This is a genomic window from Nonomuraea marmarensis, assembly GCF_043197025.1.
GTDB classification, from domain to species: domain Bacteria; phylum Actinomycetota; class Actinomycetes; order Streptosporangiales; family Streptosporangiaceae; genus Nonomuraea; species Nonomuraea marmarensis.
Map to the genome: position 1 here is coordinate 133603 of NZ_JBICRM010000010.1, position 23939 is coordinate 157541.

Genomic DNA, 23939 nt, shown 5'->3' on the forward strand with positions numbered 1-23939 from the left:
CGAACATATGTTCTCAGGCCCTGAAGCGCAAGTCGCCTGCTTGCCGCACAAGGGGATTGGCGCCGATCGAGTTGCGGATGCTGAAGGTCACGCTGCCCGCCCGGTAGCGGTCGTCGGACGACTCCACGGGACGGCCTTCGTGCGTGGTCGTGGTCCTGCGCTGGCGCAGCAGCGGGCTGCCGCGGCGCACCCCGAGCAGGCGGGCGTCCTGGGCGCCCGCGGGGACCGCGTCGATGAGGTGCTCGCCGTAAGCGAACACGAGCCCGATCGAGTCGTACAGCGCCTCGGTGACCGACTCGCAGTCGGCGGGGAGCCGCTCGACGGCGGCGGCCATCCACCCGGCGTAGACCGTCCGCTCGACCAGCACGGGCTCGCCCTCCAGCGAGCGCAGGCGCAGCACCTCCAGCACCTCGCCGCGGCCGAGCCTGGCCGACTCGACGGTGCTCGCGGGCCTGCGCTGCTGGTCGATCACCTGGCCGCCGAAGCGGTGACCGTTCGCCCGCGCCCACTGCGCGAAGCTGTGCAGCTCGGCGAAGCTCTGGCTGCGCGTCCTGCCCAGCACGATGCGCCTGGCGCCCTGCCTGGAGCCGACCAGGCCCTCGGCGGCCAGCACGGCCACCGCCTGGCGCACGGTGCCGCGGGCCGCGCGGAACCGTTCGGCCAGCTCGGCCTCGCTGGGGAGCTGCGAACCGATCGGATGCCCGCCGGAAAGGATCTCACCCCGTAACTCATCGGCGATCCGTTCATAGCGCGCAACCATCCCCGACCCTTCCTATTCATGAAAGAGCAATATTTATGCGACTTACTAGGGCTCGCTTGTTTGTACAGGTTCCCCTAGATTCTTTCCACACCCCCTGGATAATGGAGGCGTCGTGTTCACACCTCGCGCCCGTGCGGCCGGAGTCGTCGCAGCCCTAACCGTAGTCACCGCGGCGTGTGGCGCCGCACCCAGCAGCCAGCAGACCACCCAGGCGTCGGAGGGCGGCACGAACGCGGCCACCGCCACCTCCGTCGCCGACTTCGGCGGGCTCGACAAGCTCGTCGAGGCGGCCAAGAAGGAGGGCAACCTGCACGTCATCGCCCTTCCTCCGGACTGGGCCAACTACGGCGAGATCATCGAGAAGTTCCAGGCCAAGTACGGCATCAAGATCGAGAGCGAGACGCCCGACGCGGCCAGCGCCGACGAGATCAACGCGGTGAAGACCCGCAAGGGCCAGGACCGCGCTCCCGACGTGCTCGACCTCGGCCAGTCGTTCGCGATCAGCGGCGCCGGCGAGGGCCTGTTCGCGCCGTACAAGGTGCAGACGTTCGACAAGATCCCCGAGGGGCAGAAGGAGCCGACCGGGCTCTGGGTCAACGACTACGGCGGCTACGTGTCCATCGGCTGCGACGCCAAGAAGATCGCCACGTGCCCGACGAGCTTCGCCGACCTGCTCAAGCCCGAGTACAAGGGCAAGGTCGCGATGAACGGCAACCCGACCAAGTCCGGCTCGGCCTTCGCCGGCGTCTACGCGGCCTCCATCGCGAACGGCGGCTCGTTCGACGACATCCAGCCCGGCATCGAGTTCTTCAAGAAGCTGAAGGCGGCCGGCAACTACAACCCGGTGGAGACCACGCCCGCGACCATCGAGAAGGGCGAGACCCAGATCAGCATCGACTGGGACTACAACAACGCCGCCTACGCGCCCCAGATGACGGCCAAGGGCCTCGACTGGAAGGTGAACATCCCCGACGACGGCCAGTACTTCCAGATGTACGCCCAGGCCGTCAACAAGGACGCCCCGCATCCGGCCGCCGCGCGGCTGTGGCAGGAATACCTCTACAGCGCCGAGGGCCAGAACCTCTACCTCAAGGGCTTCGCCCGTCCCGTCCTGCTGCCCTCGATGACCACCGACGGCACCGCCGACAAGGCGCTGGCGGACGCGCTGCCCGCGGTGGAGGGCACGCCCACGTTCCCGACGACCGAGCAGGTGGACGCGGCCAAGGCCAAGCTGGCCAGCGGCTGGGACGCTGCGATCTCGGGATGAACCGCGCCCGTTCCAAGGGCTGGCTCGGAGCGCTGCCGCTGCTGGCCTTCTTCGCCCTCGTCTTCGGCATCCCCGCCATCGCACTGATGGCGGGGGCGTTCACGGTACAGGGCCGGCCGACCCTGGCGAACCTGTCGCAGAGCCTCCAGGGCGGCTACCTCACCGCGATGATCGGCAGCGTCAAGCTGTCGGGCATGGTCGCGCTGGTGGGGGCCGTGCTCGGGACGTTCCTCGCCTACGCCGTCGTGACCTCCCGCTTCGCCCTGCTGCGCGAGGCGGTGCTGACCGCCTCCGGCGTGCTGGCCAACTTCGGCGGGGTGCCGCTGGCGTTCTTCTGGATCGCCACGCTCGGCAACTCCGGCGTGATCAGCGGCCTGGTCGGGCTGCCGACCGGCTCGCTGTACACCTTCTGGGGGCTGGCCGTGGTCTACCTCTACTTCGCGATCCCGCTGATGGTGCTGGCCATGGCCCCGGCGCTGGACGGGCTGCGGCCTCAGTGGCGCGAGGCGGCGGCCAACAACGGGGCCACCGCCTGGCACTACTGGCGCTTCGTCGCGCTGCCGGTGCTGGCGCCGTCGATGCTGGGCGGGGTGGTGCTGCTGTTCGGTTCGGCCTTCTCCGCGTACGCCACCGCGAACGCCATGGTCGGGACCGTCGTGCCGCTCGTCACCCTGAAGATCGCCAGCGCGCTCACCGGCGACGTGCTGATCGGCTACGAGAACATCGCGCTGGCGCTCAGCCTCGACATGGTCCTGGTGGCCGGGCTGGTGATGGCGATCTACCTGCCGCTGCAGAGGAGGAGCTCCCGATGGCTGCACTGACCGGCCTGGAGCCCGTCGCCGTCCGGGTGAAAGCGCCCGCCCGGCCGCGGGTGTGGCGCGGGGCGGTGTTCCTGCTGTCCGCGGCGTACTTCCTGATCCCGCTCGGCGCCTCGCTCTGGTACACGATCTACACGCCGACGACCGGGGTGTCGTTCTCGGCGTACGGCGAGTTGCTCGGCGCCGACGGCTTCGTGCGGTCGTTGTCGTTGTCCCTCGGGCTGGCGGTCGCCACGATCGTGGTGGTCCTGCTGCTGGCGCTGCCCGCGATGCTGGCCGTACGGCTCTTCGCGCCGCGGCTGCGGCCCCTCATGGAGGTGCTGTGCACGTTGCCGCTGGTGGTGCCGCCGATCACGTTCGTCGCCGGGATCAGCACGTCGCTGCGCACCGGGACGGACGTACTGGCGCCGACGCCGTTCTGGGCCACGTTGATCGCGGTGCAGGATCCGGCGTTCCCTCTGGTGCTGGTGCTGGCATACGTGGTGCTGGTGCTGCCGTTCGTCTACCGGTCGCTGGACGCGGGGCTGCGCACAATGGACGTGCGGACGCTGGTGGAGGCGGCCCGCAATCTGGGGGCCTCGTGGCCGTACGTGCTGGTCAGGGTGATCGTGCCCAACCTGCGCTCGGCGCTGGCCAGCGCGTCGTTCCTGACGCTGGCCCTCGTGCTGGGCGAGTACACCGTCGCCAGCCTGCTGGGGTACGAGCCGTTCGCGGTGTGGATCGTGACCGTCTCGGGCTCCAAGGGGCAACTCTCGGTCGCGGTGTCGATTCTCAGCCTGGTGCTCATCTGGCTGCTGCTACTCGCCGTATCTAGCGCATTTGGTAAGGAGAAGCGGAAATGACCGCATCGGTGGAGCTGCGCGGGTTGCGGCGGGAGTTCGGCAAGACCGTCGCGCTCGACGGCCTCGACCTCGTCATCGCGCCGGGCGAGTTCGTCGCCCTGCTCGGGCCCTCGGGCTGCGGCAAGACGACGGCGCTGCGGTGCGTGGCCGGGTTCGAGCGGCCGGACTCCGGCGCGGTGCTGGTGGACGGCAAGGACATCACGAACGTGCCGGCCAACAAGCGGGACGCGGGCATGGTCTTCCAGTCCTACTCCCTCTTCCCCAATCTGAACGCCCGCGACAACGTCGCCTTCGGCCTGCGCGTGCGCAAGGTGCCCGTGGCCACCAGGCGGACGAAGGCGGACGAGCTTCTCGAACTCGTCGGCCTCCCCACGCACGCCGACCGCTACCCGCACGAGCTCTCCGGCGGCCAGCAGCAGCGCGTCGCGCTGGCTCGCGCGCTCGCCCTGGAGCCGCGCGTCCTGCTGCTGGACGAGCCGCTGTCGGCGCTGGACGCCAAGGTACGCGTGTCACTGCGCGAGGAGATCCGCCGCCTCCAGCTCGACCTGGGCATCACCACCATCTTCGTCACCCACGACCAGGAGGAGGCCCTCTCGATCGCCGACCGGGTGGCGGTGCTGCGGAACGGACGGCTCGAACAGGCCGGCCCGCCCGCCGAGGTCTACGACCGCCCGGCCACGCCGTTCGTGGCGGAGTTCGTCGGCACCATGAACCACCTGGCCGGGCACGTCTCGGGAGACCAGGTCACGGTGCTCGGCCAGCTCCTGCCGGTGGACGGCGCGGTTCCCGCGGATCCGTCCGTGGACGTGCTGATCCGTCCGGAGGCGGTGAAGGTCGTACCGGTCGCGGATGGTCCGGCCGAGGTGCTGGCCGCGTCCTTCCGCGGCGCCTCGGTCCGGCTCAGGGTCGCTGTGGAGGGCGGCGAGGTCCTCGCCGACGTGCCGGGGCACGAGGCGCTACGGCTCGCGCCCGGGACCCGCGTCTCGGTCAGCCTGGTGGAACGCCCGGTCCTGGTGGCGACCCGCACGGTCACGGTCCCCGCACCGGTCGTGGCGGCCGATGCCGTCTGACCCCGGCGGCCTGGATGCGGTCCTTCTGGACATGGACGGCACGCTGGTGGACACCGAGGGGCTGTGGTGGCAGGCGACCGCCGCCGTCGCCGAGTCCCTCGGCCGTCCGCTGGGCCCTGCCGACGCTCCCCACGTCCACGGCCGCACGATCGAGGACGTGGCCGCCCACTTGGTCGGGCCTTTCGCTGGACAGCCGCACTGCGGCGAGCCACTGGCCGGACGGCTGCGCCTGGACGAGCCGTTGGCCGGGCGGCTGCACGGGGACGAGCCGTTGGGCGGGCGGCTGCGCCGCGGCGAGCCGTGCGCGGCGGCGGTGGCCAGGCAGCTCACGGACGCCTTCGCCGTCCGCATCGCGCAGGACCTGACGATCATGCCTGGGGCGCCGGAGCTGCTGGCCGACCTGGCGGCGACCGCCATCCCGACGGCCCTGGTCAGCGCCTCTCCCCGGAGCATCGTGGAGCTGGTGGTGCCGCGGCTGGGGCACACGTTCGACCTGGTGATCGCGAACGAGGACACGGCGCGCGGCAAGCCGTACCCGGACCCGTACCTGGAGGCGGCCCGCCTGCTCGGCGCGGCCCCGTCGCGTTGCGTCGCCATCGAAGACAGCCCCACGGGCATCGCGGCCGCCACCGCCGCGGGATGCCGCGTGCTGGTGGTGTCACCGCAGAACGGCCTGCCCTCGCTCGACCACGTACGCGAGTCCTTTCCTTCGCACGAAGGCTGACGACCCAGCTGTGGGTGCCCCTTGCTGCTTGGCCTACGCACTTACGCGCGGTGTTACGGGGAATCTCTTCGTAAGGCGGCCTGAAAGTGTAGAGTGGGGGCCGGTTGACCGGAGGGGAGAAGATCGTGCTGTTGCGCCTCAGGGTCGCCAACCATCGGTCGATCCGTGACGAGCAGACTCTTTCCCTGATCGCCGTTTCGCGTCGAGGAGAGCCGAAGCGCACGGATCCGCTCCATGTCGCCGGGATCTACGGCGCGAACGCGTCGGGAAAGTCCAACGTCCTTGACGCCCTGCAGTGGATGTTCGGCGCGATCAGGTCGTCGCACACTCACTGGGATCCGACCAGGGGAGTGCCCAGGCAGCCGTTCAAGCTCTCAGAATCCGGTCTGAGAACGCCCTCGTTCTTCGAGGTAGACTTTCTGCACGAGGGCGTCCGCTATTCGTACGGCTTCGAAGTGGACGATACGGCGGTCCTCGGCGAATGGCTGAATACCTTTCCTCGGGGACGGACGAAGAAGCTCTTCGACCGCACCGGGCCGACCGATATGACCTTCGGCCGCGGCCTTTCCGGGGAAGTGCAGCGCATACTGAAGCTCACCCGCCCGAACTCGCTCTACCTCTCATGCGCGGCATCCAACAACCATCCGCTGCTGAGCAGCATCTACGACATGCTGGCAATGAGTGTGCTCTTCGTCCAGCATGGCGAGTCACAGGAAAAACGCCGGCTCGACATCGCGAAATACATCCTGCAGCGAAAAGTCTTCGCCCCGGCACTCAACGAACTGCTGCGGCTGGCCGACCTGGGAGTCGAGCGGGCCGAGCTCGTGGAGACGCCGGCGGAAGCCAGAGTGGTCCTGCGCCGCCGGGGAGAAGCGCCCCCTCTCAGCTTGGCGGAAGAGAGCGCGGGCACGAGAGCATGGCTCTCCCTATTGGGCCACACCCTGACCGTCCTCTACAACGGCGGCGTTCTGGTCGCCGACGAAATCGACTCCAGCCTGCATCCGTTGCTGAGCTCGACATTGATCCGGATGTTCAAAGATCCCGGCATCAACTCGAATGGCGCCCAGCTGATCTTCGCCTCGCACGACACCACGCTCCTTGGTTCCCTGATCGAGGAGGAGCTCCTGGCCAGGGCCGAGGTGTGGTTCACGGAGAAAGATGAATCCGGTGCGACCAGTCTCTATTCACTAGCCGAGTTCCACACCCGGCGTGACGAGAACATCGAGCGCGGCTACTTGCAGGGCCGCTACGGGGCGGCACCGTACGTGAACTTCGAGAGCATCCGTGAAATCTTCCGGGAAGGGGCCAAGGAGAAGCCATGAGCCCCAGGCGTAGCCCCCCGCGCCTTGACCGTCCCACCGGCCGCCGAGCCCCCAAGAAGCGCGTTCTGATCGTGTGCGAAGGCCAGGTGACGGAGGTCGAATACTTCGAAGGAATGCGAAACTACTTCCGTTCTCTCCCCGTGGAAATCCGTAACTGCAGGGTGATCGGGCTCGGCCGTGACCCGGCAGCCATCGTCGGGTACACCATTCGCGAGCGCGACAAGAAGGACAGAGAGGCGCGGGCGCAGCGGGACGCCAACATCGCCTATGACGAGGTGTGGTGCGTCGTGGACGTCGATGAACACAAGACGCTCGACCAAGCCCTGATCGCGGCCCGCAAGGAACACGTCAATCTGGCGGTCTCTCTGCCCTGCTTCGAGCTGTGGATCCTCTATCACTTCGAGGACTGCGCCGCTGCCTGCGACCAGGAAGGAGTCAGGCGCAGGCTCAGGAAACACATCAGCGACTACGACAAGCATCTCAGCCGGGATTTCCCCTTCGCCAATCATGAGGTCGCGCGACAGCGCGCCCAGCGGGCGGACCCAGAGCACTGCGAGCCCAACCGCAAGGGTCGTAACCCATCCACCAACGCCTGGCTCATAGTGGAGATCATCCGCCAATCAGGTAGAGACCGATGAGCCGATTTCCCGCGTACGGGGAATGAGGGCGGCTGCCACCCGGGTGCGGGTCTGCTCGGGGCCGGAAGCGCCTGAGCCCGGTCGATCCCGACCTGGGGGTGTTCACCGGGCGGAGGGTCCTGAGCCTGTGCGCGGCAGTCATGGCGGCCGTGCCGGTCTGTGTGACCTGGGGAATCGGGGTGGTGGTCGGTGCTCGGCACACCCGTGTCGTGGCCGGTGTCTGCAGTGGGCGGGTCCGTGTCGGTAAGCTTGCGCGGCGTGAGCGGTGAAACCTCCCACATCGGGCGCTACAGGTTGCTCAGCGTGCTGGGGCGAGGCGGGATGGGCACGGTGCATCTCGCCGAGGATCCTGCTGGGCAACGGGTCGCCGTCAAAGTGATCAACCCGGAGCTCAGCCAGCACGAGCAGTTCCGCATGCGGTTTCGCAGGGAGGCCGATGCCGCCCAGAGGGTGCGCAGGTTCTGTACGGCGGCGGTGATCGAAGCGGCGCTGGACGGCGACCAGCTCTATGTGGTCACGGAATACGTGCCGGGGCCCAACCTCGAAGAGGCCGTCGAGCAGTCCGGGCCCCTGCGCGGCTCCAGCCTCGACGCGCTGGCCGTCAGCGTGGCCACCGCGCTCACCGCCATCCACGGGGCCGGGGTGGTGCACAGGGACCTCAAACCGTCGAACGTGCTGCTGTCCCCCGTCGGCCCGCGGGTGATCGACTTCGGCATCGCGCGGGCGCTCGACACGCTCGGCGGCGTCACGGGCACCGGCGAGCTGGTCGGCACGCCCCGTTACATGGCTCCCGAGGTGCTGCGGGGCGAACCGGTGTCGCCGGCCTGCGACGTGTTCTCGTGGGGATGCCTGGTGGCGTTCGCGGCCAGCGGAAAGGCGCCGTTCGGCGGGGGCACGTTGCCGGCCATCGTCTACCAGGTGCTCAACACGGAGCCGAACCTCGACGACGTCGAACCCGGCCTGCACGAGCTGGTCAAGGCCGCGCTGCACAAGGATCCGGCCATGCGGCCCACCGCGCAGCAGTTGCTCGACCACCTGGTCGGGCGCTCCGCCGAACCCGAGAAGGCGGCGCACACCGTGCAGCTGGCCTGGCAGCAGGCCACGAAGCCGTTCACCGAGGTGCGGCCCGGCCCTCGGACGCACCGGAGCAAGCTGATCGCGGGCATCGCGGCGGCCGCGGCGGTGCTCGTGGGCGGGTCCGTGGTCGCGTGGGCGGTGCTCAGCCCGAGCGGGCCGCCCGACGACCTGGGGGTGCTCTACCGCGAGGACTTCACGCAGACCTCCGGCGGCTGGAACGGCACCTACGATCCCGACGAGACCGCCAGCTACGGTTACCGTACGGACGGCACGTACGGGCTGGACGTGGAGGAAGGGTACGAGGAGCGGGCGGCGAAGGCTCCCATACCCTTCCTGATCGCCAAGCCCACGAACACGCCGGACCCGTCCGCCACGCCCACGCCGATGTTGCCCGCGAGCGTGGTCGTCGGCGTCACCGCGGAGGTCAAGAGGTCGACGGGCACCGGCGAGTACGGCGTCTACTGCCACAACTCCGACGATGACGACACCTATTACGAGTTCGCCCTCGACACGACCGGAAAGGCGCGGATCCGGCGCATCGTGGACGGGTCCGGCGGCACGCTGGCCCAGCCGGTGCAGGTGGACGGATTGCCGGGCAAGGCCAGGATCGTGGCCTTGTGCGAGCAGGCCGGGAACGCGGTGCGGCTGACGATGTGGGTGAACGACCGGCAGGTGCACCAGGTGGAGGACCCCAACGGCATCGGGAACGGGTACGTGGGGTTGTTCGCGCGTATTCCGCAGGACAGCGAGTCGCTACTGATGACGACGTTCGACGACTTCGAGCTACGCGGCCGGAAGGAGCCCTGAGGCACGCCTGCGCCAGGACCCGGGTGGCACGTGCCGCCCGGGGCGGAGTTGACTATGGGGCATGCATGCCATCATCGTCTCCGCCCAGGGCGGCCCAGAGGTTCTCGAATACGTCGAACGCCCCGACCCGGTCCCCGGTGACGGGGAGATCGTGGTCGACGTCGCCGCCAGCGGGGTCAACTTCATCGACATCTACCAGCGTGCCGGCACCTATCAGCTCGCCCTCCCCACCCCCATGGGCAACGAGGGCGCGGGGACCGTCTCGGCCGTGGGCGCCGGAGTGCGGGACGTCGCCGTGGGCGACACCGTGGCCTGGGCGAACATCCTGGGCAGCTACGCCGAGAAGGCCGTGGTGCCGGCCGCTCGGGTGGTGCCGGTGCCCGCCGGGGTGCCCGCCGACGTGGCGGCGGCGGCGATCTTGCAGGGGATGACCGCGCACTACCTCACCCACTCCACCCACGACGTACGCGAAGGGGAGGAAATACTCATTCACGCCGGAGCCGGTGGCATGGGGCAGTTGCTGATCCAGCTGGCCAAGCTCAAGGGCGCCAAGGTGCACGCCACGGTGTCCACCAGCGAGAAGGAGAAGCTGGCCCGCGCGGCGGGCGCCGACGAGGTGCTGCGGTACGAGGACTTCACCGAGGCCCTGCGCGGCAAGATCGACGTCGTGTACGACGGCGTCGGGGCGGCCACGTTCGACGGCGGGCTGGAGGTGTTGCGGCCGCGCGGCCTCATGGCCCTGTACGGCGCCGCCAGCGGCCCCGTCCCCCCTGTCGACCCCCAGACGCTCAACAGGAAGGGCTCGCTCTTCCTCACCAGGCCCACGCTCACGCACTACATCGCCAAGCGGGAGGAGCTGCTCCAGCGGGCCTCCGACCTGTTCGGCTGGATCGCCGCGAAACAACTCACCGTCAACATCTCGCACCGCTACCCGCTGGCCGACGCGCGCCAGGCCCACGAGGACCTCGCGGGCCGCCGTACCACCGGAAAATTGCTCCTCATACCCTGATATCCATGGACATCGCAGGATCAATCTGGTCGTTCGCCGCCGTGGTCGCCCTCCTCACGCTCACCCCCGGCCTCGACACGGCCCTCATCCTGCGTACGTCGTTGCTGGCCGGCCGGCGCCCGGCCTGGGGCGTGACGCTCGGCATCCAGCTCGGCACGCTCACCTGGGGCGTGCTCACCGCGGCGGGGCTGTCGGCGCTGCTGGCGGCCTCGCAACCGGCCTACGACATCCTGCGCTGGGCCGGCGCGGCCTACCTGGTGTGGATGGGGCTGCGCATGCTCCTGACCAGGTCCGACCATCCGGACGTGCCCGAGCCGGTCGGGTTCGGGAAGGGGTTCACGCGGGGCCTGGTCACGAACCTGCTCAACCCCAAGGTCGGGGCGTTCTACGTGGCGATGTTGCCGCAGTTCATCCCGGCCGGGGCGCCGCACGCGGCGATGGGGCTGCTGCTGGCGAGCGTGCACGTGGCCGAGGGGTTGTTGTGGAGCGCGGTGCTGATCGGGTTCGCGTCGCTGATGAGCGGCTTCCTGCGTGCGCCCTCCGTGCGCCGCTTCCTCGACCGCCTGACCGGCGTGGTCATCGTCGGCTTCGGCCTCCGGCTGGCTTTCAACGAGTAGGCCAGCCCAGCAGGCGGGCCCCGAGCACGGCGGTCTCCAGGGTGAAGCGCTGCGTCGGATCGTCCGGTGAGAAGCCGGTCAGGCGGCGGATGCGTTCCAGCCGGTACGTGACCGCCCGCGGGCTGAGCCCCAGCCGCCGAGCAGCGGCCGTCTGGTTGCCGTGCGAGGCGAAGATGGCCTCCAGGGTCTCCAGCAGCGGCTCGTGCCCGCCGCGCGCACCCAGCAGGGGGCTCAGCACGCTGGTCACCAGGTCCTCGATGGCGCTCCTGTCACGCAGCAACACGGGAAAGACCAGCAGGTCGGCGGCCTTGACCACGTCGATCCTGAGCCCCAGCCCGTCGGCCAGCTCCAGGGCCTGCGCCGCCTCCCGGTAAGAGGCCACCACCCCACCGGGCCCACGGTGGGAACGCCCCACGCCGACCCGCCAGCCGGCCGGGAAGCGGGCGCGTACATGGTGGGTGAACTCCCCCACCGCCGCGGGCAGCGTCGCGGGGGCCACGCACACCAGCAGCCCATCGCGTACGGCGACGAGCACGTTGTGCGAGCCGAACCTGGCGATCAGGTCCCGCTCGATCCGGTCCTGGTCGCCGTCGCGCATGCCCCTGGCCACCGCGACCATGTAGGACTCGGCCAGCCGCAGCCCGAAATGCTCCGCCCGCTCCGCCAGCCGCTCGGCCCGCCCCTGGAGCAGGTCGTCCACGAACTCCCTGCGGGCCGCCTCCTCGTTCCGGATGGCCGCGAGTTGCGCCTGCTCGTACCCCTCCATCAGCGCGGAGACCGCCTTGCGCAGCGCGGGCAGCACCGACGGCAGCCCCTCGCCGGCGGCGAGGGCGCAGTCGACCAGCACCCGCAGCGGGACCCCCAGCTCGGCGGCCCGCGTGCCGGCGGCGCGATAGTCGTCGAGCGCCGCGCGATCCGGTAATCGGCCGGTCGCGGCGGACGACGCCAGCACCTGACGATGCCCGCCGAGCAGGTCGGCGGGCACCTCGGAGATCGCCATCACACTCCTACGTCACGCCTGTCGAAGGCGAGCACGGCGGTGAACGCGAGCACGGCCGTCGCCCCCGCCAGCACAAGGTAGTCCCCCACCGGAAGCCCCTCATAGAGCGGCCTGCCCTCGGCGTAGTAGTGGAACGGCGAGACCCACTTCAGCCAGGCGATGGCGTCGACGCTGGCGCCGATCGTGACGACCACGTAACCGGCCACCACCCACACCCCCACAATGGCCGAGGCGATCACCCTGCGGCCCGTGGCGGCCCCGACGGTCAGCGCCATGGTGCCGAACAGCAGCCCGAGCAGGAACACCCCCGTGTGCGCGGCCAGGATCCGGTCGAACGGCACGTTCATCTCCACGGCCTCGCTGACCGCCCACGCGACGACCAGCGTCACCCCGGCCACCACGAGCAGCGACACGACCAGCGCCGCGAACCTGTCCAGCACCAGGCGCTTGCGGTCCACCGGCAGCGTGACGACCAGCTCCAGCGTCCCGGCCTCCTCCGGCTGCGCGATGGCCCGGTTGGCCACCAGCACCGCGCACACGATGAACAACATCGGCACGAAGAGCTGGTAGACGACCGTCTGCAGGTAGCCGGTGCCTGAGGTGAAGTCCTGGAACCCGCCCATGAGGTCCTTGAGCGGCCCCGGGAACTTGTCCATCGCCGCGGAGCCGTAGGTCGCGGGGTCCAGCTTGACGCTGGCGTACGTGGCCAGATAGACGCTCATGAAGGCGCTGATGCCGATGCACCACCAGATGAGCGCCCGCCGGCTCTCACGCAGACTCTTGGCGATCATGGCGCCGCTCCTCGTCGCTGTAGTAGGTCAGGAAGATCTCCTCCAGGTCCGGCTCCGCGCTGACCATATGCACCACGGTGAACCTGGCGGCCGCCTTGACCAGGGCGTCCGGGCGGCCGTCGATGGTGCACCGCACGCTGGCGCCCTCCACGCGCAGGTCGCGCACGCCGGGCAGGTTCGCGAAGGCCGCGGGCGGCACGGGCGCGTCGAAGTGCAGCTCGACCCGGCGCACCGCCTTCTCGCGCAGCGCGGCCACGTCCTCGACGGCCACCAGACGGCCGGCTCGTACGATGCCGACCCGGTCTGAGACGTTCTCGACTTCGGCGAGCACGTGCGAGGACATGAGCACGGTACGACCGGACTTGCGCACCTCCCGCACCATGGCCAGGAACTCCTGCTGCACCAGCGGATCGAGCCCCCCGGTCGGTTCGTCCAGGATGAGGAACTCCGGTTCGTGCATGAACGCCTGGATCAGCCCGACCTTCTGCTTGTTGCCCTTGGAGAGCTTGCGCATCTGCACCGACAGATCGGCCTCGAACCGCTCGGCCAGCGCGTCGATGTGGCTGTCCGGCACGCCGCCGCGGACCCGGCCGAGGAAGCGCAGGTAGTCCCTGGCCCGCTCGCGGCCCTCCAGCGCCAGCTCGCCCGGCAGGTAGCCGATCCTGGAGCGGATCGCGGGCTCGCGCGGGTCGGCGCCGAGCACCCGTACTGTGCCCCGGGTGGGCCTGATCACGTCGAGCAGCAGCCGGAGCGTGGTGGTCTTGCCGGCGCCGTTCGGACCGAGGTAGCCGAAGATCTCGCCCGGCTGGATCTCGAGCGTGAGATCCTCCAGACCCCGGCGTTTCCCGTAATACTTGGTCAGCCCTTCGGCCTGCACCACTGCTGTCATGGCGGAATCGTCCCGCCTGCCGGGCTTCGCGTCATCGGAGGGGTTCGGCAGCCTGCCGAGGTCTTTGCTTCCGGGACGCGGCAACGAGAGGGTGGTGGCGTGGAGACCGCGTTCGTGCTCGGTGGCGGCGGCGTGCTCGGCGCGCACGAGGTGGGCATGCTGCAGGCCCTCGACGAGGCCGGCATCATCCCGGACCTGGTGGTGGGCACGTCCGTCGGGGCCCTGAACGGGGCGCTCATCGCCGCCGCCCCTTCCGAGGCGGTCGCCAGGCTGGTGTCTTTGTGGCATTCCGATGTCGTACGTACGGCGTTCGCCGGTTCATGGGTGACCCGGCTGTCCACGCTGGCCAGGACGGGCACCCATTTGCACCCGATCGGGCCGCTACGTGAGGTCCTGAGCAAGACCGTGCGGGTTTCCCGGATCGAGGAGCTGGAAGTCCCGTTCCAGTGCGTGGCGGCCTCGGTCGAGCGGGCGGCGGCGCACTGGTTCACCAGCGGGCCGCTGGTCGACGCGGTGCTGGCCTCGTGCGCGGTGCCCGGGCTGCTGCCGCCCGTCGTGATCGGCGGCGAGCACTTCTTCGACGGCGGGCTGGTGCACAGCATTCCCGTCGGGCGGGCCGTGCAGCTCGGGGCCAAGCGCGTCTACGTCCTGCACGTCGGGCGGATCGAACGGCCCTTGACGCCGCCCAGGCGGTTCTGGGAGGTGGGCATGGTGGCATTCGAGATCGCGCGCCGGCACCGCTTCGCCGAGGACCTGGCCAACCTGCCGCCCGGGGTGGAGGTGCACGTGTTGCCCGCCGGGGTCGCCGAGCCGCTCTCGCCGCTGCGCTATCGCGACCTTTCGCAGATCTCGCGGTACATCGAGCGGGCTTACGAGGCGTCTTCCCGCTATTTGCGGACAGGAGGAGGATGAAGGCCTGACCGTTCAGGGAGGCCGACCTTGCTCCCACCACGTTTCCTGCGCCGGTTGGTGCTGGCTCCGCTGGTCATCGTCGTGACCGTGTTCATGCTGGTGACGCTGCCGTTCTGGCTCGTCGTCACGGCCGCCGCGTCGCTGCGCCTGCCGCCGCCGCAGCGCCGGGGGCTGCGGTTCGTCTGGTTCGGGGTGGCCTGGCTGACGCTGGAGTCGGCCGTGCTGATCGCGTGCCTATGGTTGTGGGTGGCCGGCGGGGCCCGGCGCCAGGAGCGGCATTACGCGCTGATCAGGTGGTTCCTGTCGAAGGTGTACGCGGCCGCGGTGCGGATCTTCCGGCTGACCATGGACGTCGAGGAGCCGGAGCTCACGGCGGAGGAACAGGCGGCGCGGCTGACCCGGCCGGTCATTGTGCTTTCTAGGCATGCGGGCCCCGGCGACTCCTTTTTATTGATTTATCACCTCTTAGCGCTCTATCGACGGCGGCCGCGCATCGTCATGAAGGCCGCCCTCCAGTTCGACCCGTCGCTGGACGTGGTGATCAACCGGTTGCCGAACGCGTTCGTACCGCGCAGATCCGGACAGCAGCGGATCATCGAGGAGATCCACCGCCTCGCCGCGACGATGGACGATCAGGACGCCCTCGTGATCTTCCCCGAGGGCGGGAACTTCACCCCGCGCCGCCGCCGGCTGGCGATCCGGCGGCTGGAGGAGAAGGGGCTGGCCGAGGAGGCGGAGCGGGCGCGCGGCCTGGACCACCTGCTGCCGCCCCGCCCGAACGGCGCCATCACGGCCATCGAGGCGTGCCCATCCGCGGACGTCATCTTCGTCGCGCACACCGGGCTCGACGAGCTCATCACGATCGGGGATGTCTGGCGCAAGCTGCCCTTCAGCGCTCACATCACCGCGAAGTGGTGGCGGGTCCCGGCCGCGGAAGTGCCCACCGAGCGCCAGGACCGGATCCGCTGGTTGTTCGACCACTGGGAGCAGATCGACGCCTGGATCACCGCCCAGCGCATGGCACGGACCGGCGCGGACTAGCCGGCAGGCGCGCCTGGCGGTAGGACCGGCAGGCCGGGCGGCGGGCCGTCCTCTATGAGCCGGAGCAGCGCATCCGTGTCGAGGTGCCGCTCGACCAGGTCGCCGAGCGCGTCCAGCCGCTCCTCCCTGAGCCGGGCGAAGTCCGTGTCAGGAGCCGGTACGAAGTCCCGCCCCGCCCGCCGGGCCACGTCGGCCAGGAAGGCCCGCCGGAAACCGTCGTTCTCCAGCGCCCCATGCCAGGTGGTGCCCCAGACGTTCCCCACCCGGCACCCGTCGAGGAACGGCTCGCCCCCTTCCACCGACGCCCGCCCATGATGAATCTCGTACGCCAGCACCGGCTCCCCGTAAGCCACACCCTCGGGCCGCCCAAGCCGCTTCTCCCCCGCGAACTCGACCCGCACCGGCAACCTCCCCAGCCCCTCGACCTGCCCCGCTCCCGACTCCACCTCGTCCACGATCTCCCGCCCGAGCATCTGGAACCCACCACAAATACCCAGCACCGGCCCTCCCCGACCCTCGATGGCCGCCGCCAGGCCGCGCTCCCGCAGCCATGCCAGGTCGGTGACCGTGGCCCGGGAGCCGGGCAACACCACCAGGTCGGCATCGTCCAGCTCGACCGGATCGGTCACGAACCGCACCACCACGCCCGGCTCGGCGGCCAGCGCGTCCAGGTCGGTGAAATTCGAGATCCGCGGCAGCCGGACGACCGCCACCCGCAGGGTCTGCCTGCCGTACGGTCCGCGTACCGTGACCCTGCGGTTGTCCAGGGCCAGGGAGTCTTCGACGTCCAGCCAGAGCCCGTCGAGCCAGGGCAACACGCCGTAGACCGCGCGCCCGGTCAGCCGCCTGAGCATGTCGAGGCCGGGCTCCAGCAGCTCCGCCGCGCCCCGGAACTTGTTGATGACAAATCCGGAAATATGCGATTGGTCAGCGGCGTCCAGGAGGCCCACCGTGCCGTAGAACGCGGCGAACACCCCTCCCCTGTCGATGTCGCCGACCACGATCACCGGGAGGTTCGCGGCCCTGGCCAGGCCCATGTTGGCGATATCGCCGCGGCGCAGGTTGATCTCGGCCGGGCTGCCCGCGCCCTCGCACACCACCACGTCGTACTGCTTCCTGAGCCGGTCCAGCGACTCCAGCGCCGTGCTGCGGAGGAGGTCCTTGAGCGCGCCGTACTCCATCGCGTCCACGTCCGCCACCGGGTTGCCCATGAGAACGACCTGGCTGCGGCGGTCGCTGCCCGGCTTGAGCAGGATCGGGTTCATGTCGGCGACCGGCTCCAGGAACGCGGCCTGCGCCTGCACCGCCTGGGCCCGGCCGATCTCGGCGCCCTCCGCGGTGACGTACGAGTTGAGCGACATGTTCTGCGCCTTGAAGGGCGCGACGCGCACGCCCTGCCGGGCCAGCCAGCGGCAGATGCCGGCGGTGACCACGCTCTTGCCCGCGTCGGACGTGGTGCCCGCGACCAGTAACGCCCCCTTGACCATGCGATCATCGTACGGGGGCTCGATCCCGACGGCGGCCGCGCTGGCCGCGGCGGTAGTGGCCCTTGCGCGCGTCGCGTTCGAGGGGGTCGGCGGCCTGCTCACGCTCGGCGCCCGGGCGTCCTTCGAACGCGACGCGCGCAAGGTCATGGAGGCCGCCCGCGGCTGACCCCTATGCTGGCGGCTATGCCCGCCGATCTGCCCATCTGCCGCACCTGCGGAGTCCAGTACGCCGAGCCCCGACCGAACTGCCCGATCTGCGAGGACGAACGCCAGTACGTCGGCTGGGACGGCCAGCAGTGGACCACCCTGGCGGAGCTGGCGGCCGCGGGCCACCGTGGTCGCGTGGCGGAGGAGGGCCCGGACGTGGTGGGCATCGGCACCGCCCCGCCCACCGCCATCGGCCAGCGCGCCCTCCTCGTCCGCACCCCGGCCGGAAACGTGCTCTGGGACATGGTCTCCTACCTGGACGACGACCTGATCGCCCAGGTCAGGGAGCTGGGTGGGCTGACGGCCATCGCCATCAGCCACCCCCACTTCTACGGCTCCATGATCGAGTGGTCCCACGCGTTCGACGCCCCGGTGTACATCCACGCCGCCGACCGGCAGTGGGTGGCCAGGCCGGACGACGCGGTGGTGTTCTGGGAGGGCGACACCCACCAGATCACCGAGGACCTCACCTTGATCAACGCGGGCGTGCACTTCGAAGGCGGCCAGGTGCTGCACTGGTCCCGCGGCGAGGGTGCCCTGTTCTCCGGGGACATCCTCCAGGTCGTCCAGGACCGGCGCTGGGTGAGCTTCATGTACAGCTACCCAAACTTCATCCCGGAACGTCCGCAGGTCGTGCGCCGCGCCCTGTCGTTGCTGGAGCCGTACGCGTTCGACCGGGTTTACGGCGGCTGGTGGAAACGCATCGTCCACACGGACGGCACGCAGGCCGTCCGCCGCTCAGCCGACCGCTACCTGTCCTTCGTCCAGGACCGCTAGTCACCCCTCCGGCCTGCGGCGCTCCTGCTCCTGCTGCTGGTCAGGCCGCTGTTCGCCGCCGCCGTAGCGACGCTGCACCGCGTCCGTGCCCTTGTCGATCTGCTCGTCGTACTTGTGCCCGGTGCGCTCCTTCGTGTACCGCTCGGCCTTGTCCAGCAACTGGTCGGCCTGCTTGGAGTGCCCCCTGGCCAGGTTTTCCGCCTTCTTCAGCCATTCCCCGATGCGGCTCATGCCCGTTCTCCCTGTTCTTCAGACTACGGTCGCTCCCTACCCCGGCATTTCCGGATGATGTTTCACACCGGCGCCTTACCGGGGGCAGGGCCGGCCCTCGCGGGCGGCCGTGGCGGCCGTCGTGATGACGTTGTCGAGCCGGTCGCGGGTCTTCGTCAGCTCGCCGATGCGCGTGTCGATGCGGTCGCGCTCCGCCTCCAGCCGGTCGAGCAGCTCGGGCGTCACCTCGCCGGTCACGACGCACGGCATCAGATCCACGATCGACCTGCTGGCCAGCCCGGCGGCGTACAGCTGCTGGATCAGCCGGACGCGCTCGACCGCGCTCTCCGGATAGTGCCGCTGGCCGCTGGTGCTGCGCTCGGAGCTGAGCAGGTGCTGCTCCTCGTAGTAGCGCAGGGCCCGTACGCTCACGCCCGCCCTGGCGGCGAGCTCGCCGATGCGCATGAATCCTCCTCGCGGTGATCCGGATCACAAGACTTGCCTCTGACGTCAACGTCAGGTCTTAGCGTAGCCGTGACCCACCACCTGCCAGGAGGCAACCATGAGGATTTCCGGCTCCGTCGCGCTCGTCACCGGCGCCAACCGCGGCATCGGCCACCATTTCGCCCGCCAACTGCTGGAGCGGGGCGCGAAGAAGGTCTACGCGACGGCGCGCAACCCCGAACTCGTCGACCTCCCGGGCGTGGAGACCCTGCGGCTCGACATCACCGATCCGGCATCGGTGCGGGCCGCCGCCGCGGCCGCCCAGGACGTCACGCTCCTGATCAACAATGCCGGCGTCGCCACCAGCACGAACCTGATCGCCGGAGACCTCGCGAAGATCCGCCTCGAAATGGACACCCACTACTACGGCACGCTCAACGTGGTCCGCGCCTTCGCTCCCGTCCTGGGCGCGAACGGCGGCGGAGCGATACTGAACGTCCTGTCGGCCCTGTCCTGGTTCTCGTACGACGGAGCCAACGCCTACAGCGCCGCCAAGGCCGCCGAGTGGAGCCTGACCAACGGCGTCCGCCTCGAACTGGCCGGCCAGGGAACCCTGGTCACGGGCGTGCACCTGGGGGCCGCCGACACGGACATGATGGCCGGCTACGAGGGCGACATGAACGATCCCGCGGACGTGTCGCGCGCCGCGCTCGACGGCATCGAGGAGGGCAGGATCGAGGTCGTGGTCGACGAGTGGAGCGTCAAAGCCAAGGCCCCCCTGTCGGCCGACCCGAGCCTGTTCTACGCGGTGTAGCGGGCGCGCATCGCCGGGCCGGCGGCCGGTCCGGCGGTGAAGACGTACGCGCGGCTGTCGTCCAGGCGGCGGCCGGTCTTGGCGTCGATCACGACGGGCTCGACCTCCTCACCGGTGTCCGCGTCGACCAGGATCATGCTGCGCTGCTCGGGCGCCAGCCGGGCGTTGCCCCAGGCCGCCATCGCGACGATGACCGGGCGCAGCGAGTGGCCCATCTCGGTCAGCACGTACTCGTGCCGCACCGGGTTCGTCTGGTACGGGCGACGCTCCAGGATGCCGTCCGCGACCAGCGTCTTGAGCCGGCTGGTGAGCATGCTGGAGGAGATGCGCAGGTTCTCCTGGAACTGGTCGAAGCGGGTGTAGCCGTCGAAGGCGTCGTGCAGCAGCAACAGGGTCCACCACTCGCCGATGTGCTCGATCGTGGTGGACAGCGGACATTCGCGGTCTTCTGGCCTGGTGCGGCCTGGCACGGTCACTCCTCACACAAGTTACTGCTATTATCGAAGTCAGTTCCTTTCATTTTAGCAGTTATTAGAGGTGTGCAGACCACCTCTGTTTCCGCGTGCCTGCGGCCACAACATCGACCTACGAAGGACCTGCCATGCCCGCGCTGCCCGAAACCGTCACCCGCTACCTGAGCGCCCACAGCGACCATGACACAGCGGCCCAGCTCGCCCTGTTCGCCGCCGACGCCACGGTGGTCGACGAAGGCCGCACTCATGACGGCGCCGCCGCGATCGCCGCGTGGATGAACGAAACAGCCGAAGCCTTCACCTACACGATCACGCCGCTCGCCGCCGAGCAGTCCGGCGAGCGCCAGTACACCGTCACCCAGCACCTGGCCGGCGACTTCCCCGGGGGCACGGTGGACCTGCGCTTCCGCTTCACGCTGCGCGACGACCTCATCCAGCACCTGACCATCGAGCCATGATGAAGACCTGGTTCATCACCGGCGGCACACCCGGCGGGTTCGGCATGGCCTTCGCCGACGCGGCGCTGGAGGCCGGCGACCGCGTGGCCCTGACCGCCCGCAGACCCGAGGAACTGGACACGTGGGCCAAGCCGCACGGCGACAAAGTGCTGACCCTGCGACTCGACGTCACCGACACCCGGCAGATCCACCAGGCCGTGGCGGCCGCCGAGGCCCGCTTCGGCGGCATTGACGTGCTGGTCAACAACGCCGGACGCGGCTGGTACGGCTCGGTGGAAGGCATGGACGACGCGGCGGTCAGGAACCTGTTCGAGCTGAACTTCTTCGCCGTCCTGGCGGTCACCCGCGCCGTCCTGCCCGGGATGCGCGCCCGGCGCGGCGGCCGGATCGTCAACGTCTCCTCGGTCGCCGGGCTGAGAGGAGTGCCCGGTTTCGGCTATTACACCGCGGCCAAGCACGCCATCGAGGGCATGACCGACGTGCTCCGCCAGGAGGTGGCGCCGCTGGGCATCAAGGTGCTGGCCGTGCAGCCGGGCGCCTTCCGCACCCGCGCCTACGCCGGGTTCGCCCACGAACCGGTGCGGGAGAGCATCGAGGACTACCGGCCGCTGCTGGACGGCGTCCGTACGACCATGATCGAGCAGGACGGCAACCAGCCCGGGGACCCGATCGCGGGCGCGCGAGCCGTCATAGCGGCGATCAACCGGCCCGACCCGCCCCATCGGCTGGTACTGGGCAGTGCCGGATACGATGCGGTAATCGGCGAACTGCACACCAAGCTCACCGAAATCAGCGCCCACGAGGACATCTCCCGCTCCGTGGACTTCCCCCCGAGCCGGCCGGACTGAGCCCGGATCGCAAAGTTCCCGGCCGAGGTGTCGTATCGGCCGGGCCGCCAATCGTCTCCCTGGTGAAGGCCTCCGGCCGGAGGCCGTAATTGCTGATCCAGAGAGGAAGCACGTCATGAATCCGACGATGAACACGATCGACATCGTGGTGTCCGACATGGACGCCACGATCGCCTTCTACGCCCACCTGGGACTGGAGTTCAAGCTCGAGGCCGGCATGCCCGAGCACGCCGGTTGCGACCTGCCCGGCGGGCTGCACATCATGCTGGACACCGAGGGCCTCCGCACCCCGTTCCTGCCCGGCTGGAGTGCGCCGACCGGCGGGCCCCGTATCCTCTTGAGCTTCGAGTTCGACGCTCCGGCTGGAGTGGACGCCAAGTACGCCGAGCTGGTCGAGGCCGGGTACCGCGGGATCAAGGAACCGTTCGACGCGTTCTGGGGGATGCGTTACGCCACGGTGGCCGACCCCGACGGCAACGGCGTCGACCTGTACGCCTCGCTCCCGGCAAGCTGACACACCTGACAGCGCGGCCTGGCCGCGGTCAGCCGACGCGGATCGGCAGAGTGCGCGGTCCGCGGACCTGACCGGTGGCCCAGGCCACCGCCGCCGGGTCGGCCAGGGTGAACGCCGGGATCCGCTCCAGCCAGACCTCGAGGGCGACCCGCAGCTCCATGCGGGCCAGGTGCGAGCCCACGCAGCGGTGGATGCCCAGGCCGAACGCGGCGTGCCGGTTGACCTCGCGATCGATGACGACCTCGCCCGCCCGGTCGAACTGCGCCGGGTCGCGGTTGGCCGCCGGGAACGACAGCAGGATCCAGTCGTCGGACTTCATGTCGACGCCGTTCCAGTGCATGTCCTCCTTGACCAGCCGGGCCATCGTGACCGGGGCGTAGGCCCGGAGCAGCTCCTCCATCGCGGTCGGCAGCAGGGCGGGCTCGGCCACCAGGCGCTCGCGGTCGGCGGGGGTCTTCGCCAGGTGCCACAATGACGCGCCGATCGCACTCCAGGTGGTGTCGATGCCGGCGATGAGCAGCAGCGCCATCGTGCCCGCCACGTGGGACGGCTCGAGCTTCTGGCCGCCGAACTCGGCGTCGATCAGGTAGCTGGTGAGGTCGTCGCGCGGGTTGTCGATGTGCTCGCGGATCTGCGCGAACAGGTAGTCGAACAGCTTCTCCGTACGGGCGATGCGTTCCTCCGGCTGCAGGTTGACGCCTTCGAGCGCGTTCTCGATGAACACGCGGAAGCGCGGCCCGTCCTCGGGCGGGAAGCCGAGCATGTCGGCGATGACCCGCATCGGGATGTGCTGGGCGTAGTCGCGGGCGGCGTCGACGACGTCCTGCCCCTCCAGCGCGTCGATGAGCGTGTGGCACAACGCCCTGGTCGCCGCCTCCCGCCTGGCGACCGCGTTCTTGGTGAACGCCGGCAGCAGCAGCTTGCGCGCGTGGTGGTGGAAGGGCGGGTCGGAGGAGATCGGCGGGATGCCGCCCACGGGGGCCAGCTCGCGGGGCGGCCGGAAGTTGCTCATGATGATCGCCCGGGACGAGAAGTGCTCGGTGTCGTAGGCGATGGCCGCGACGTCCTCGTAGCGGGTCGGCAACCACCCGCCGCCGAACCGCTCGGTGCGCGCGATCGGGCAACGCTCCCGCAGCTCGTCCTGGATCGGGTACGGGTCGGCCGCCCACTCCGGCTCGGCGTGGGAGAAGTCGGTCGCCCAGTCCGAGACCGGGCCGGTGACGATCTCGTTGCGGACGCCGAGGGCACGGTCTTTCAGCGTCTCCCGGAAGTCCGGGCTGAAGCGGTCATCGGCGGTCATGCCACGGCTCCTAGAGAATCTCGATCGCTCGTTCGGGACAGTTGGACACCGCCAGGCGCGCCGCGCGCTCCTCGTCCGGCGGCACGCTGCCCTCGCCGACGACCTGCCCGTAGCCCTCGTCGTCCTCGCTGAACAGCTCGGGGGCGAGGTCGTAGCACCGGCCGTGCCCCTGGCATCGCGCGGAGTCGATCTGTACTTTCACTGTGATGCTCCCCTCTGTACGGTGGTCTCGGGCGGGGCGAGGGCACTGACGACGCGAGTGAGCAACGCGGTCCACTCCTCGTCGTCCACCGCGTGCAGGTCCGGCGTGACCAGCGCGCTGCCCATCGCGAGCAGGAGGCAGAAGTGGGCGAACGCGTCCGGCGACAGCGCGCCGTCGAGCTCGCCACCGCCCTGGGCCACGCGTACGAGCCCGGCCAGCCAGCCGGCGCGTTCGCCGACGTAGTCGCGCATCGGCTGGGCGACCTCCTCGTCCCGGCGGGCCGCGACCAACGCCTCGACGATGAGATAGCCGCCTGCTTCGCGACGGTGCGGCAGCCGGCGGCCGACGGCGATGAGCAGATCCGCGATCGACCGGTCGGGATCGGCGGCGAACAGGCTGGCCAGCAACCGCGGCCCGTGCGCCCGCAACGCGGCCACCAGCAGCTTGGCCTTCGACCCGAAGTGCGCGTACAGCGCGCCGTTGCTCACCCCCGCGGCCGCGGCGATGTCGGCCACGCGCGTGCCGTCGTACCCGCGCTCGGCGAACACCTCGGCGGCCGCACGCAGCAACCGCTCCCGCGTCTCAGCAGCGGTGACGCCCGCGATTCGCCCCATGAATGAA

29 protein-coding genes are annotated in these 23939 nt (G+C 69.8%); 18 read left to right on the forward strand and 11 right to left on the reverse strand.

Annotation, left to right across the window (positions count from 1 at the left end; genetic code table 11):
* Positions 1-13: 13 nt before the first annotated feature.
* Positions 14-760: a GntR family transcriptional regulator gene (locus ACFLIM_RS18785; protein ID WP_393167071.1), complete on the reverse strand. Its 747-nt coding sequence runs from the start codon at positions 758-760 to the stop codon at positions 14-16.
* Positions 761-872: 112 nt separating this feature from the next.
* Here ACFLIM_RS18785 and ACFLIM_RS18790 point away from each other — a divergent pair, with 112 nt between their 5' ends.
* The 10 genes from ACFLIM_RS18790 (at position 873) to ACFLIM_RS18835 (ending at position 10951) form a co-directional block, all read left to right on the forward strand.
* The gene (locus tag ACFLIM_RS18790) at positions 873-2027 is read left to right on the forward strand and encodes an ABC transporter substrate-binding protein (protein ID WP_393167073.1); all 1155 of its coding nucleotides are present in this window, start codon (positions 873-875) and stop codon (positions 2025-2027) included.
* Positions 2024-2848 carry an ABC transporter permease gene (locus tag ACFLIM_RS18795; RefSeq protein WP_393167075.1) on the forward strand — a complete coding sequence of 275 codons (825 nt, stop codon included), beginning with the start codon at positions 2024-2026 and terminating at the stop codon, positions 2846-2848. The genes ACFLIM_RS18790 and ACFLIM_RS18795 overlap by 4 nt, the downstream gene beginning before the upstream one ends.
* Positions 2836-3687 carry an ABC transporter permease gene (locus ACFLIM_RS18800; protein WP_393167077.1) on the forward strand — a complete coding sequence of 284 codons (852 nt, stop codon included), beginning with the start codon at positions 2836-2838 and terminating at the stop codon, positions 3685-3687. The genes ACFLIM_RS18795 and ACFLIM_RS18800 overlap by 13 nt, the downstream gene beginning before the upstream one ends.
* Positions 3684-4757 (forward strand): ABC transporter ATP-binding protein, encoded by a 1074-nt coding sequence (locus ACFLIM_RS18805; protein ID WP_393167079.1) that lies wholly within the window; start codon positions 3684-3686, stop codon positions 4755-4757. Before ACFLIM_RS18800 ends, ACFLIM_RS18805 begins: the two co-directional genes overlap by 4 nt.
* Positions 4747-5481: an HAD family hydrolase gene (locus ACFLIM_RS18810; protein ID WP_393167081.1), complete on the forward strand. Its 735-nt coding sequence runs from the start codon at positions 4747-4749 to the stop codon at positions 5479-5481. Before ACFLIM_RS18805 ends, ACFLIM_RS18810 begins: the two co-directional genes overlap by 11 nt.
* 125 nt (positions 5482-5606) lie before the next feature.
* Complete coding sequence (locus tag ACFLIM_RS18815) at positions 5607-6803, forward strand: AAA family ATPase (protein ID WP_393167083.1); 1197 nt, start codon at positions 5607-5609, stop codon at positions 6801-6803.
* On the forward strand, positions 6800-7441 hold the full coding sequence (locus ACFLIM_RS18820; RefSeq protein WP_393167085.1) for an RloB family protein: 642 nt from the start codon (positions 6800-6802) through the stop codon (positions 7439-7441). The genes ACFLIM_RS18815 and ACFLIM_RS18820 overlap by 4 nt, the downstream gene beginning before the upstream one ends.
* A gap of 258 nt (positions 7442-7699) precedes the next feature.
* On the forward strand, positions 7700-9325 hold the full coding sequence (locus ACFLIM_RS18825) for a serine/threonine-protein kinase (RefSeq protein WP_393167087.1): 1626 nt from the start codon (positions 7700-7702) through the stop codon (positions 9323-9325).
* A 61-nt stretch (positions 9326-9386) separates the two neighbouring features.
* Positions 9387-10334: a quinone oxidoreductase family protein gene (locus ACFLIM_RS18830; RefSeq protein ID WP_393167089.1), complete on the forward strand. Its 948-nt coding sequence runs from the start codon at positions 9387-9389 to the stop codon at positions 10332-10334.
* 5 nt (positions 10335-10339) lie between these two features.
* Positions 10340-10951, forward strand: coding sequence for a LysE family translocator (locus ACFLIM_RS18835; RefSeq protein ID WP_393167091.1), 612 nt, complete (start codon positions 10340-10342; stop codon positions 10949-10951).
* Here ACFLIM_RS18835 and ACFLIM_RS18840 read toward each other — a convergent pair.
* The 3 genes from ACFLIM_RS18840 to ACFLIM_RS18850 are packed head-to-tail and all read right to left on the reverse strand — an operon-like array spanning position 10941 to position 13631.
* Positions 10941-11951 (reverse strand): PucR family transcriptional regulator, encoded by a 1011-nt coding sequence (locus ACFLIM_RS18840; protein WP_393167093.1) that lies wholly within the window; start codon positions 11949-11951, stop codon positions 10941-10943. The genes ACFLIM_RS18835 and ACFLIM_RS18840 overlap by 11 nt on opposite strands.
* A complete protein-coding gene (locus tag ACFLIM_RS18845) occupies positions 11951-12742 on the reverse strand; it encodes an ABC transporter permease subunit (protein ID WP_393167095.1) in 792 nt (263 codons plus the stop codon). The genes ACFLIM_RS18840 and ACFLIM_RS18845 overlap by 1 nt, the downstream gene beginning before the upstream one ends.
* A complete protein-coding gene (locus ACFLIM_RS18850; protein ID WP_393167097.1) occupies positions 12720-13631 on the reverse strand; it encodes an ABC transporter ATP-binding protein in 912 nt (303 codons plus the stop codon). The genes ACFLIM_RS18845 and ACFLIM_RS18850 overlap by 23 nt, the downstream gene beginning before the upstream one ends.
* Positions 13632-13730: 99 nt before the next feature.
* Here ACFLIM_RS18850 and ACFLIM_RS18855 point away from each other — a divergent pair, with 99 nt between their 5' ends.
* Complete coding sequence (locus tag ACFLIM_RS18855; RefSeq protein ID WP_393167099.1) at positions 13731-14543, forward strand: patatin-like phospholipase family protein; 813 nt, start codon at positions 13731-13733, stop codon at positions 14541-14543.
* Positions 14544-14570: 27 nt separating this feature from the next.
* Complete coding sequence (locus ACFLIM_RS18860) at positions 14571-15584, forward strand: 1-acyl-sn-glycerol-3-phosphate acyltransferase (protein ID WP_393167101.1); 1014 nt, start codon at positions 14571-14573, stop codon at positions 15582-15584.
* Here the strand turns inward: ACFLIM_RS18860 and ACFLIM_RS18865 are convergent.
* A complete protein-coding gene (locus ACFLIM_RS18865) occupies positions 15581-17071 on the reverse strand; it encodes a cobyric acid synthase (protein WP_393167103.1) in 1491 nt (496 codons plus the stop codon). The genes ACFLIM_RS18860 and ACFLIM_RS18865 overlap by 4 nt on opposite strands.
* Between ACFLIM_RS18865 and ACFLIM_RS18870 the strand changes: the two genes are divergently transcribed.
* A complete protein-coding gene (locus ACFLIM_RS18870) occupies positions 17064-17237 on the forward strand; it encodes a hypothetical protein (RefSeq protein ID WP_393167105.1) in 174 nt (57 codons plus the stop codon). The genes ACFLIM_RS18865 and ACFLIM_RS18870 overlap by 8 nt on opposite strands.
* Before the next feature lie 17 nt (positions 17238-17254).
* A complete protein-coding gene (locus tag ACFLIM_RS18875) occupies positions 17255-18055 on the forward strand; it encodes an MBL fold metallo-hydrolase (RefSeq protein WP_393167107.1) in 801 nt (266 codons plus the stop codon).
* Here ACFLIM_RS18875 and ACFLIM_RS18880 read toward each other — a convergent pair whose 3' ends face one another.
* Positions 18056-18286: an antitoxin gene (locus tag ACFLIM_RS18880; protein WP_393167109.1), complete on the reverse strand. Its 231-nt coding sequence runs from the start codon at positions 18284-18286 to the stop codon at positions 18056-18058. It abuts the gene before it with no gap.
* A gap of 75 nt (positions 18287-18361) precedes the next feature.
* Entirely contained in the window at positions 18362-18730 is a 369-nt protein-coding gene (locus ACFLIM_RS18885) for a MerR family transcriptional regulator (RefSeq protein ID WP_393167110.1), read from the reverse strand.
* 97 nt (positions 18731-18827) lie between these two features.
* Between ACFLIM_RS18885 and ACFLIM_RS18890 the strand changes: the two genes are divergently transcribed.
* Entirely contained in the window at positions 18828-19523 is a 696-nt protein-coding gene (locus ACFLIM_RS18890; protein WP_393167112.1) for an SDR family oxidoreductase, read from the forward strand.
* On the opposite strand, the gene ACFLIM_RS18895 is transcribed toward ACFLIM_RS18890, so the two are convergent.
* Entirely contained in the window at positions 19511-19993 is a 483-nt protein-coding gene (locus tag ACFLIM_RS18895; RefSeq protein ID WP_393167114.1) for a winged helix-turn-helix transcriptional regulator, read from the reverse strand. The genes ACFLIM_RS18890 and ACFLIM_RS18895 overlap by 13 nt on opposite strands.
* 131 nt (positions 19994-20124) lie before the next feature.
* Between ACFLIM_RS18895 and ACFLIM_RS18900 the strand changes: the two genes are divergently transcribed.
* The 3 genes from ACFLIM_RS18900 (at position 20125) to ACFLIM_RS18910 (ending at position 21816) form a co-directional block, all read left to right on the forward strand.
* Entirely contained in the window at positions 20125-20454 is a 330-nt protein-coding gene (locus ACFLIM_RS18900) for a nuclear transport factor 2 family protein (protein ID WP_393167116.1), read from the forward strand.
* Positions 20451-21302, forward strand: a complete 852-nt coding sequence (locus tag ACFLIM_RS18905; protein WP_393167117.1) for an oxidoreductase — start codon at positions 20451-20453, stop codon at positions 21300-21302. Before ACFLIM_RS18900 ends, ACFLIM_RS18905 begins: the two co-directional genes overlap by 4 nt.
* A gap of 115 nt (positions 21303-21417) precedes the next feature.
* A complete protein-coding gene (locus tag ACFLIM_RS18910) occupies positions 21418-21816 on the forward strand; it encodes a VOC family protein (RefSeq protein ID WP_393167118.1) in 399 nt (132 codons plus the stop codon).
* A 28-nt stretch (positions 21817-21844) separates the two neighbouring features.
* Here ACFLIM_RS18910 and ACFLIM_RS18915 read toward each other — a convergent pair whose 3' ends face one another.
* From ACFLIM_RS18915 to ACFLIM_RS18925, 3 genes are read right to left on the reverse strand one after another with little or no spacing between them, the layout of a single operon-like run.
* Positions 21845-23116 (reverse strand): cytochrome P450, encoded by a 1272-nt coding sequence (locus ACFLIM_RS18915; RefSeq protein WP_393167119.1) that lies wholly within the window; start codon positions 23114-23116, stop codon positions 21845-21847.
* A gap of 10 nt (positions 23117-23126) precedes the next feature.
* On the reverse strand, positions 23127-23318 hold the full coding sequence (locus ACFLIM_RS18920; RefSeq protein WP_393167121.1) for a ferredoxin: 192 nt from the start codon (positions 23316-23318) through the stop codon (positions 23127-23129).
* Positions 23315-23932, reverse strand: coding sequence for a TetR family transcriptional regulator (locus ACFLIM_RS18925; protein WP_393167122.1), 618 nt, complete (start codon positions 23930-23932; stop codon positions 23315-23317). Before ACFLIM_RS18925 ends, ACFLIM_RS18920 begins: the two co-directional genes overlap by 4 nt.
* Positions 23933-23939 lie beyond the last annotated feature (7 nt).

What these genes read in the sequence shown, in the direction of transcription:
- ACFLIM_RS18840 (WP_393167093.1), bottom strand. Translation starts at nt 11,951, where the DNA reads ATGGCGATCTCCGAGGTGCCCGCCGACCTGCTCGGCGGGCATCGTCAG.
- ACFLIM_RS18810 (WP_393167081.1), top strand. Translation starts at nt 4,747, where the DNA reads ATGCCGTCTGACCCCGGCGGCCTGGATGCGGTCCTTCTGGACATGGAC.
- ACFLIM_RS18885 (WP_393167110.1), bottom strand. Translation starts at nt 18,730, where the DNA reads ATGCGCATCGGCGAGCTCGCCGCCAGGGCGGGCGTGAGCGTACGGGCC.
- ACFLIM_RS18900 (WP_393167116.1), top strand. Translation starts at nt 20,125, where the DNA reads ATGCCCGCGCTGCCCGAAACCGTCACCCGCTACCTGAGCGCCCACAGC.
- ACFLIM_RS18875 (WP_393167107.1), top strand. Translation starts at nt 17,255, where the DNA reads ATGCCCGCCGATCTGCCCATCTGCCGCACCTGCGGAGTCCAGTACGCC.
- ACFLIM_RS18915 (WP_393167119.1), bottom strand. Translation starts at nt 23,116, where the DNA reads ATGACCGCCGATGACCGCTTCAGCCCGGACTTCCGGGAGACGCTGAAA.
- ACFLIM_RS18795 (WP_393167075.1), top strand. Translation starts at nt 2,024, where the DNA reads ATGAACCGCGCCCGTTCCAAGGGCTGGCTCGGAGCGCTGCCGCTGCTG.
- ACFLIM_RS18805 (WP_393167079.1), top strand. Translation starts at nt 3,684, where the DNA reads ATGACCGCATCGGTGGAGCTGCGCGGGTTGCGGCGGGAGTTCGGCAAG.
- ACFLIM_RS18850 (WP_393167097.1), bottom strand. Translation starts at nt 13,631, where the DNA reads ATGACAGCAGTGGTGCAGGCCGAAGGGCTGACCAAGTATTACGGGAAA.
- ACFLIM_RS18830 (WP_393167089.1), top strand. Translation starts at nt 9,387, where the DNA reads ATGCATGCCATCATCGTCTCCGCCCAGGGCGGCCCAGAGGTTCTCGAA.
- ACFLIM_RS18800 (WP_393167077.1), top strand. Translation starts at nt 2,836, where the DNA reads ATGGCTGCACTGACCGGCCTGGAGCCCGTCGCCGTCCGGGTGAAAGCG.
- ACFLIM_RS18890 (WP_393167112.1), top strand. Translation starts at nt 18,828, where the DNA reads ATGAGGATTTCCGGCTCCGTCGCGCTCGTCACCGGCGCCAACCGCGGC.
- ACFLIM_RS18905 (WP_393167117.1), top strand. Translation starts at nt 20,451, where the DNA reads ATGATGAAGACCTGGTTCATCACCGGCGGCACACCCGGCGGGTTCGGC.
- ACFLIM_RS18865 (WP_393167103.1), bottom strand. Translation starts at nt 17,071, where the DNA reads ATGGTCAAGGGGGCGTTACTGGTCGCGGGCACCACGTCCGACGCGGGC.
- ACFLIM_RS18835 (WP_393167091.1), top strand. Translation starts at nt 10,340, where the DNA reads ATGGACATCGCAGGATCAATCTGGTCGTTCGCCGCCGTGGTCGCCCTC.
- ACFLIM_RS18820 (WP_393167085.1), top strand. Translation starts at nt 6,800, where the DNA reads ATGAGCCCCAGGCGTAGCCCCCCGCGCCTTGACCGTCCCACCGGCCGC.
- ACFLIM_RS18845 (WP_393167095.1), bottom strand. Translation starts at nt 12,742, where the DNA reads ATGATCGCCAAGAGTCTGCGTGAGAGCCGGCGGGCGCTCATCTGGTGG.
- ACFLIM_RS18910 (WP_393167118.1), top strand. Translation starts at nt 21,418, where the DNA reads ATGAATCCGACGATGAACACGATCGACATCGTGGTGTCCGACATGGAC.
- ACFLIM_RS18925 (WP_393167122.1), bottom strand. Translation starts at nt 23,932, where the DNA reads ATGGGGCGAATCGCGGGCGTCACCGCTGCTGAGACGCGGGAGCGGTTG.
- ACFLIM_RS18880 (WP_393167109.1), bottom strand. Translation starts at nt 18,286, where the DNA reads ATGAGCCGCATCGGGGAATGGCTGAAGAAGGCGGAAAACCTGGCCAGG.
- ACFLIM_RS18785 (WP_393167071.1), bottom strand. Translation starts at nt 760, where the DNA reads ATGGTTGCGCGCTATGAACGGATCGCCGATGAGTTACGGGGTGAGATC.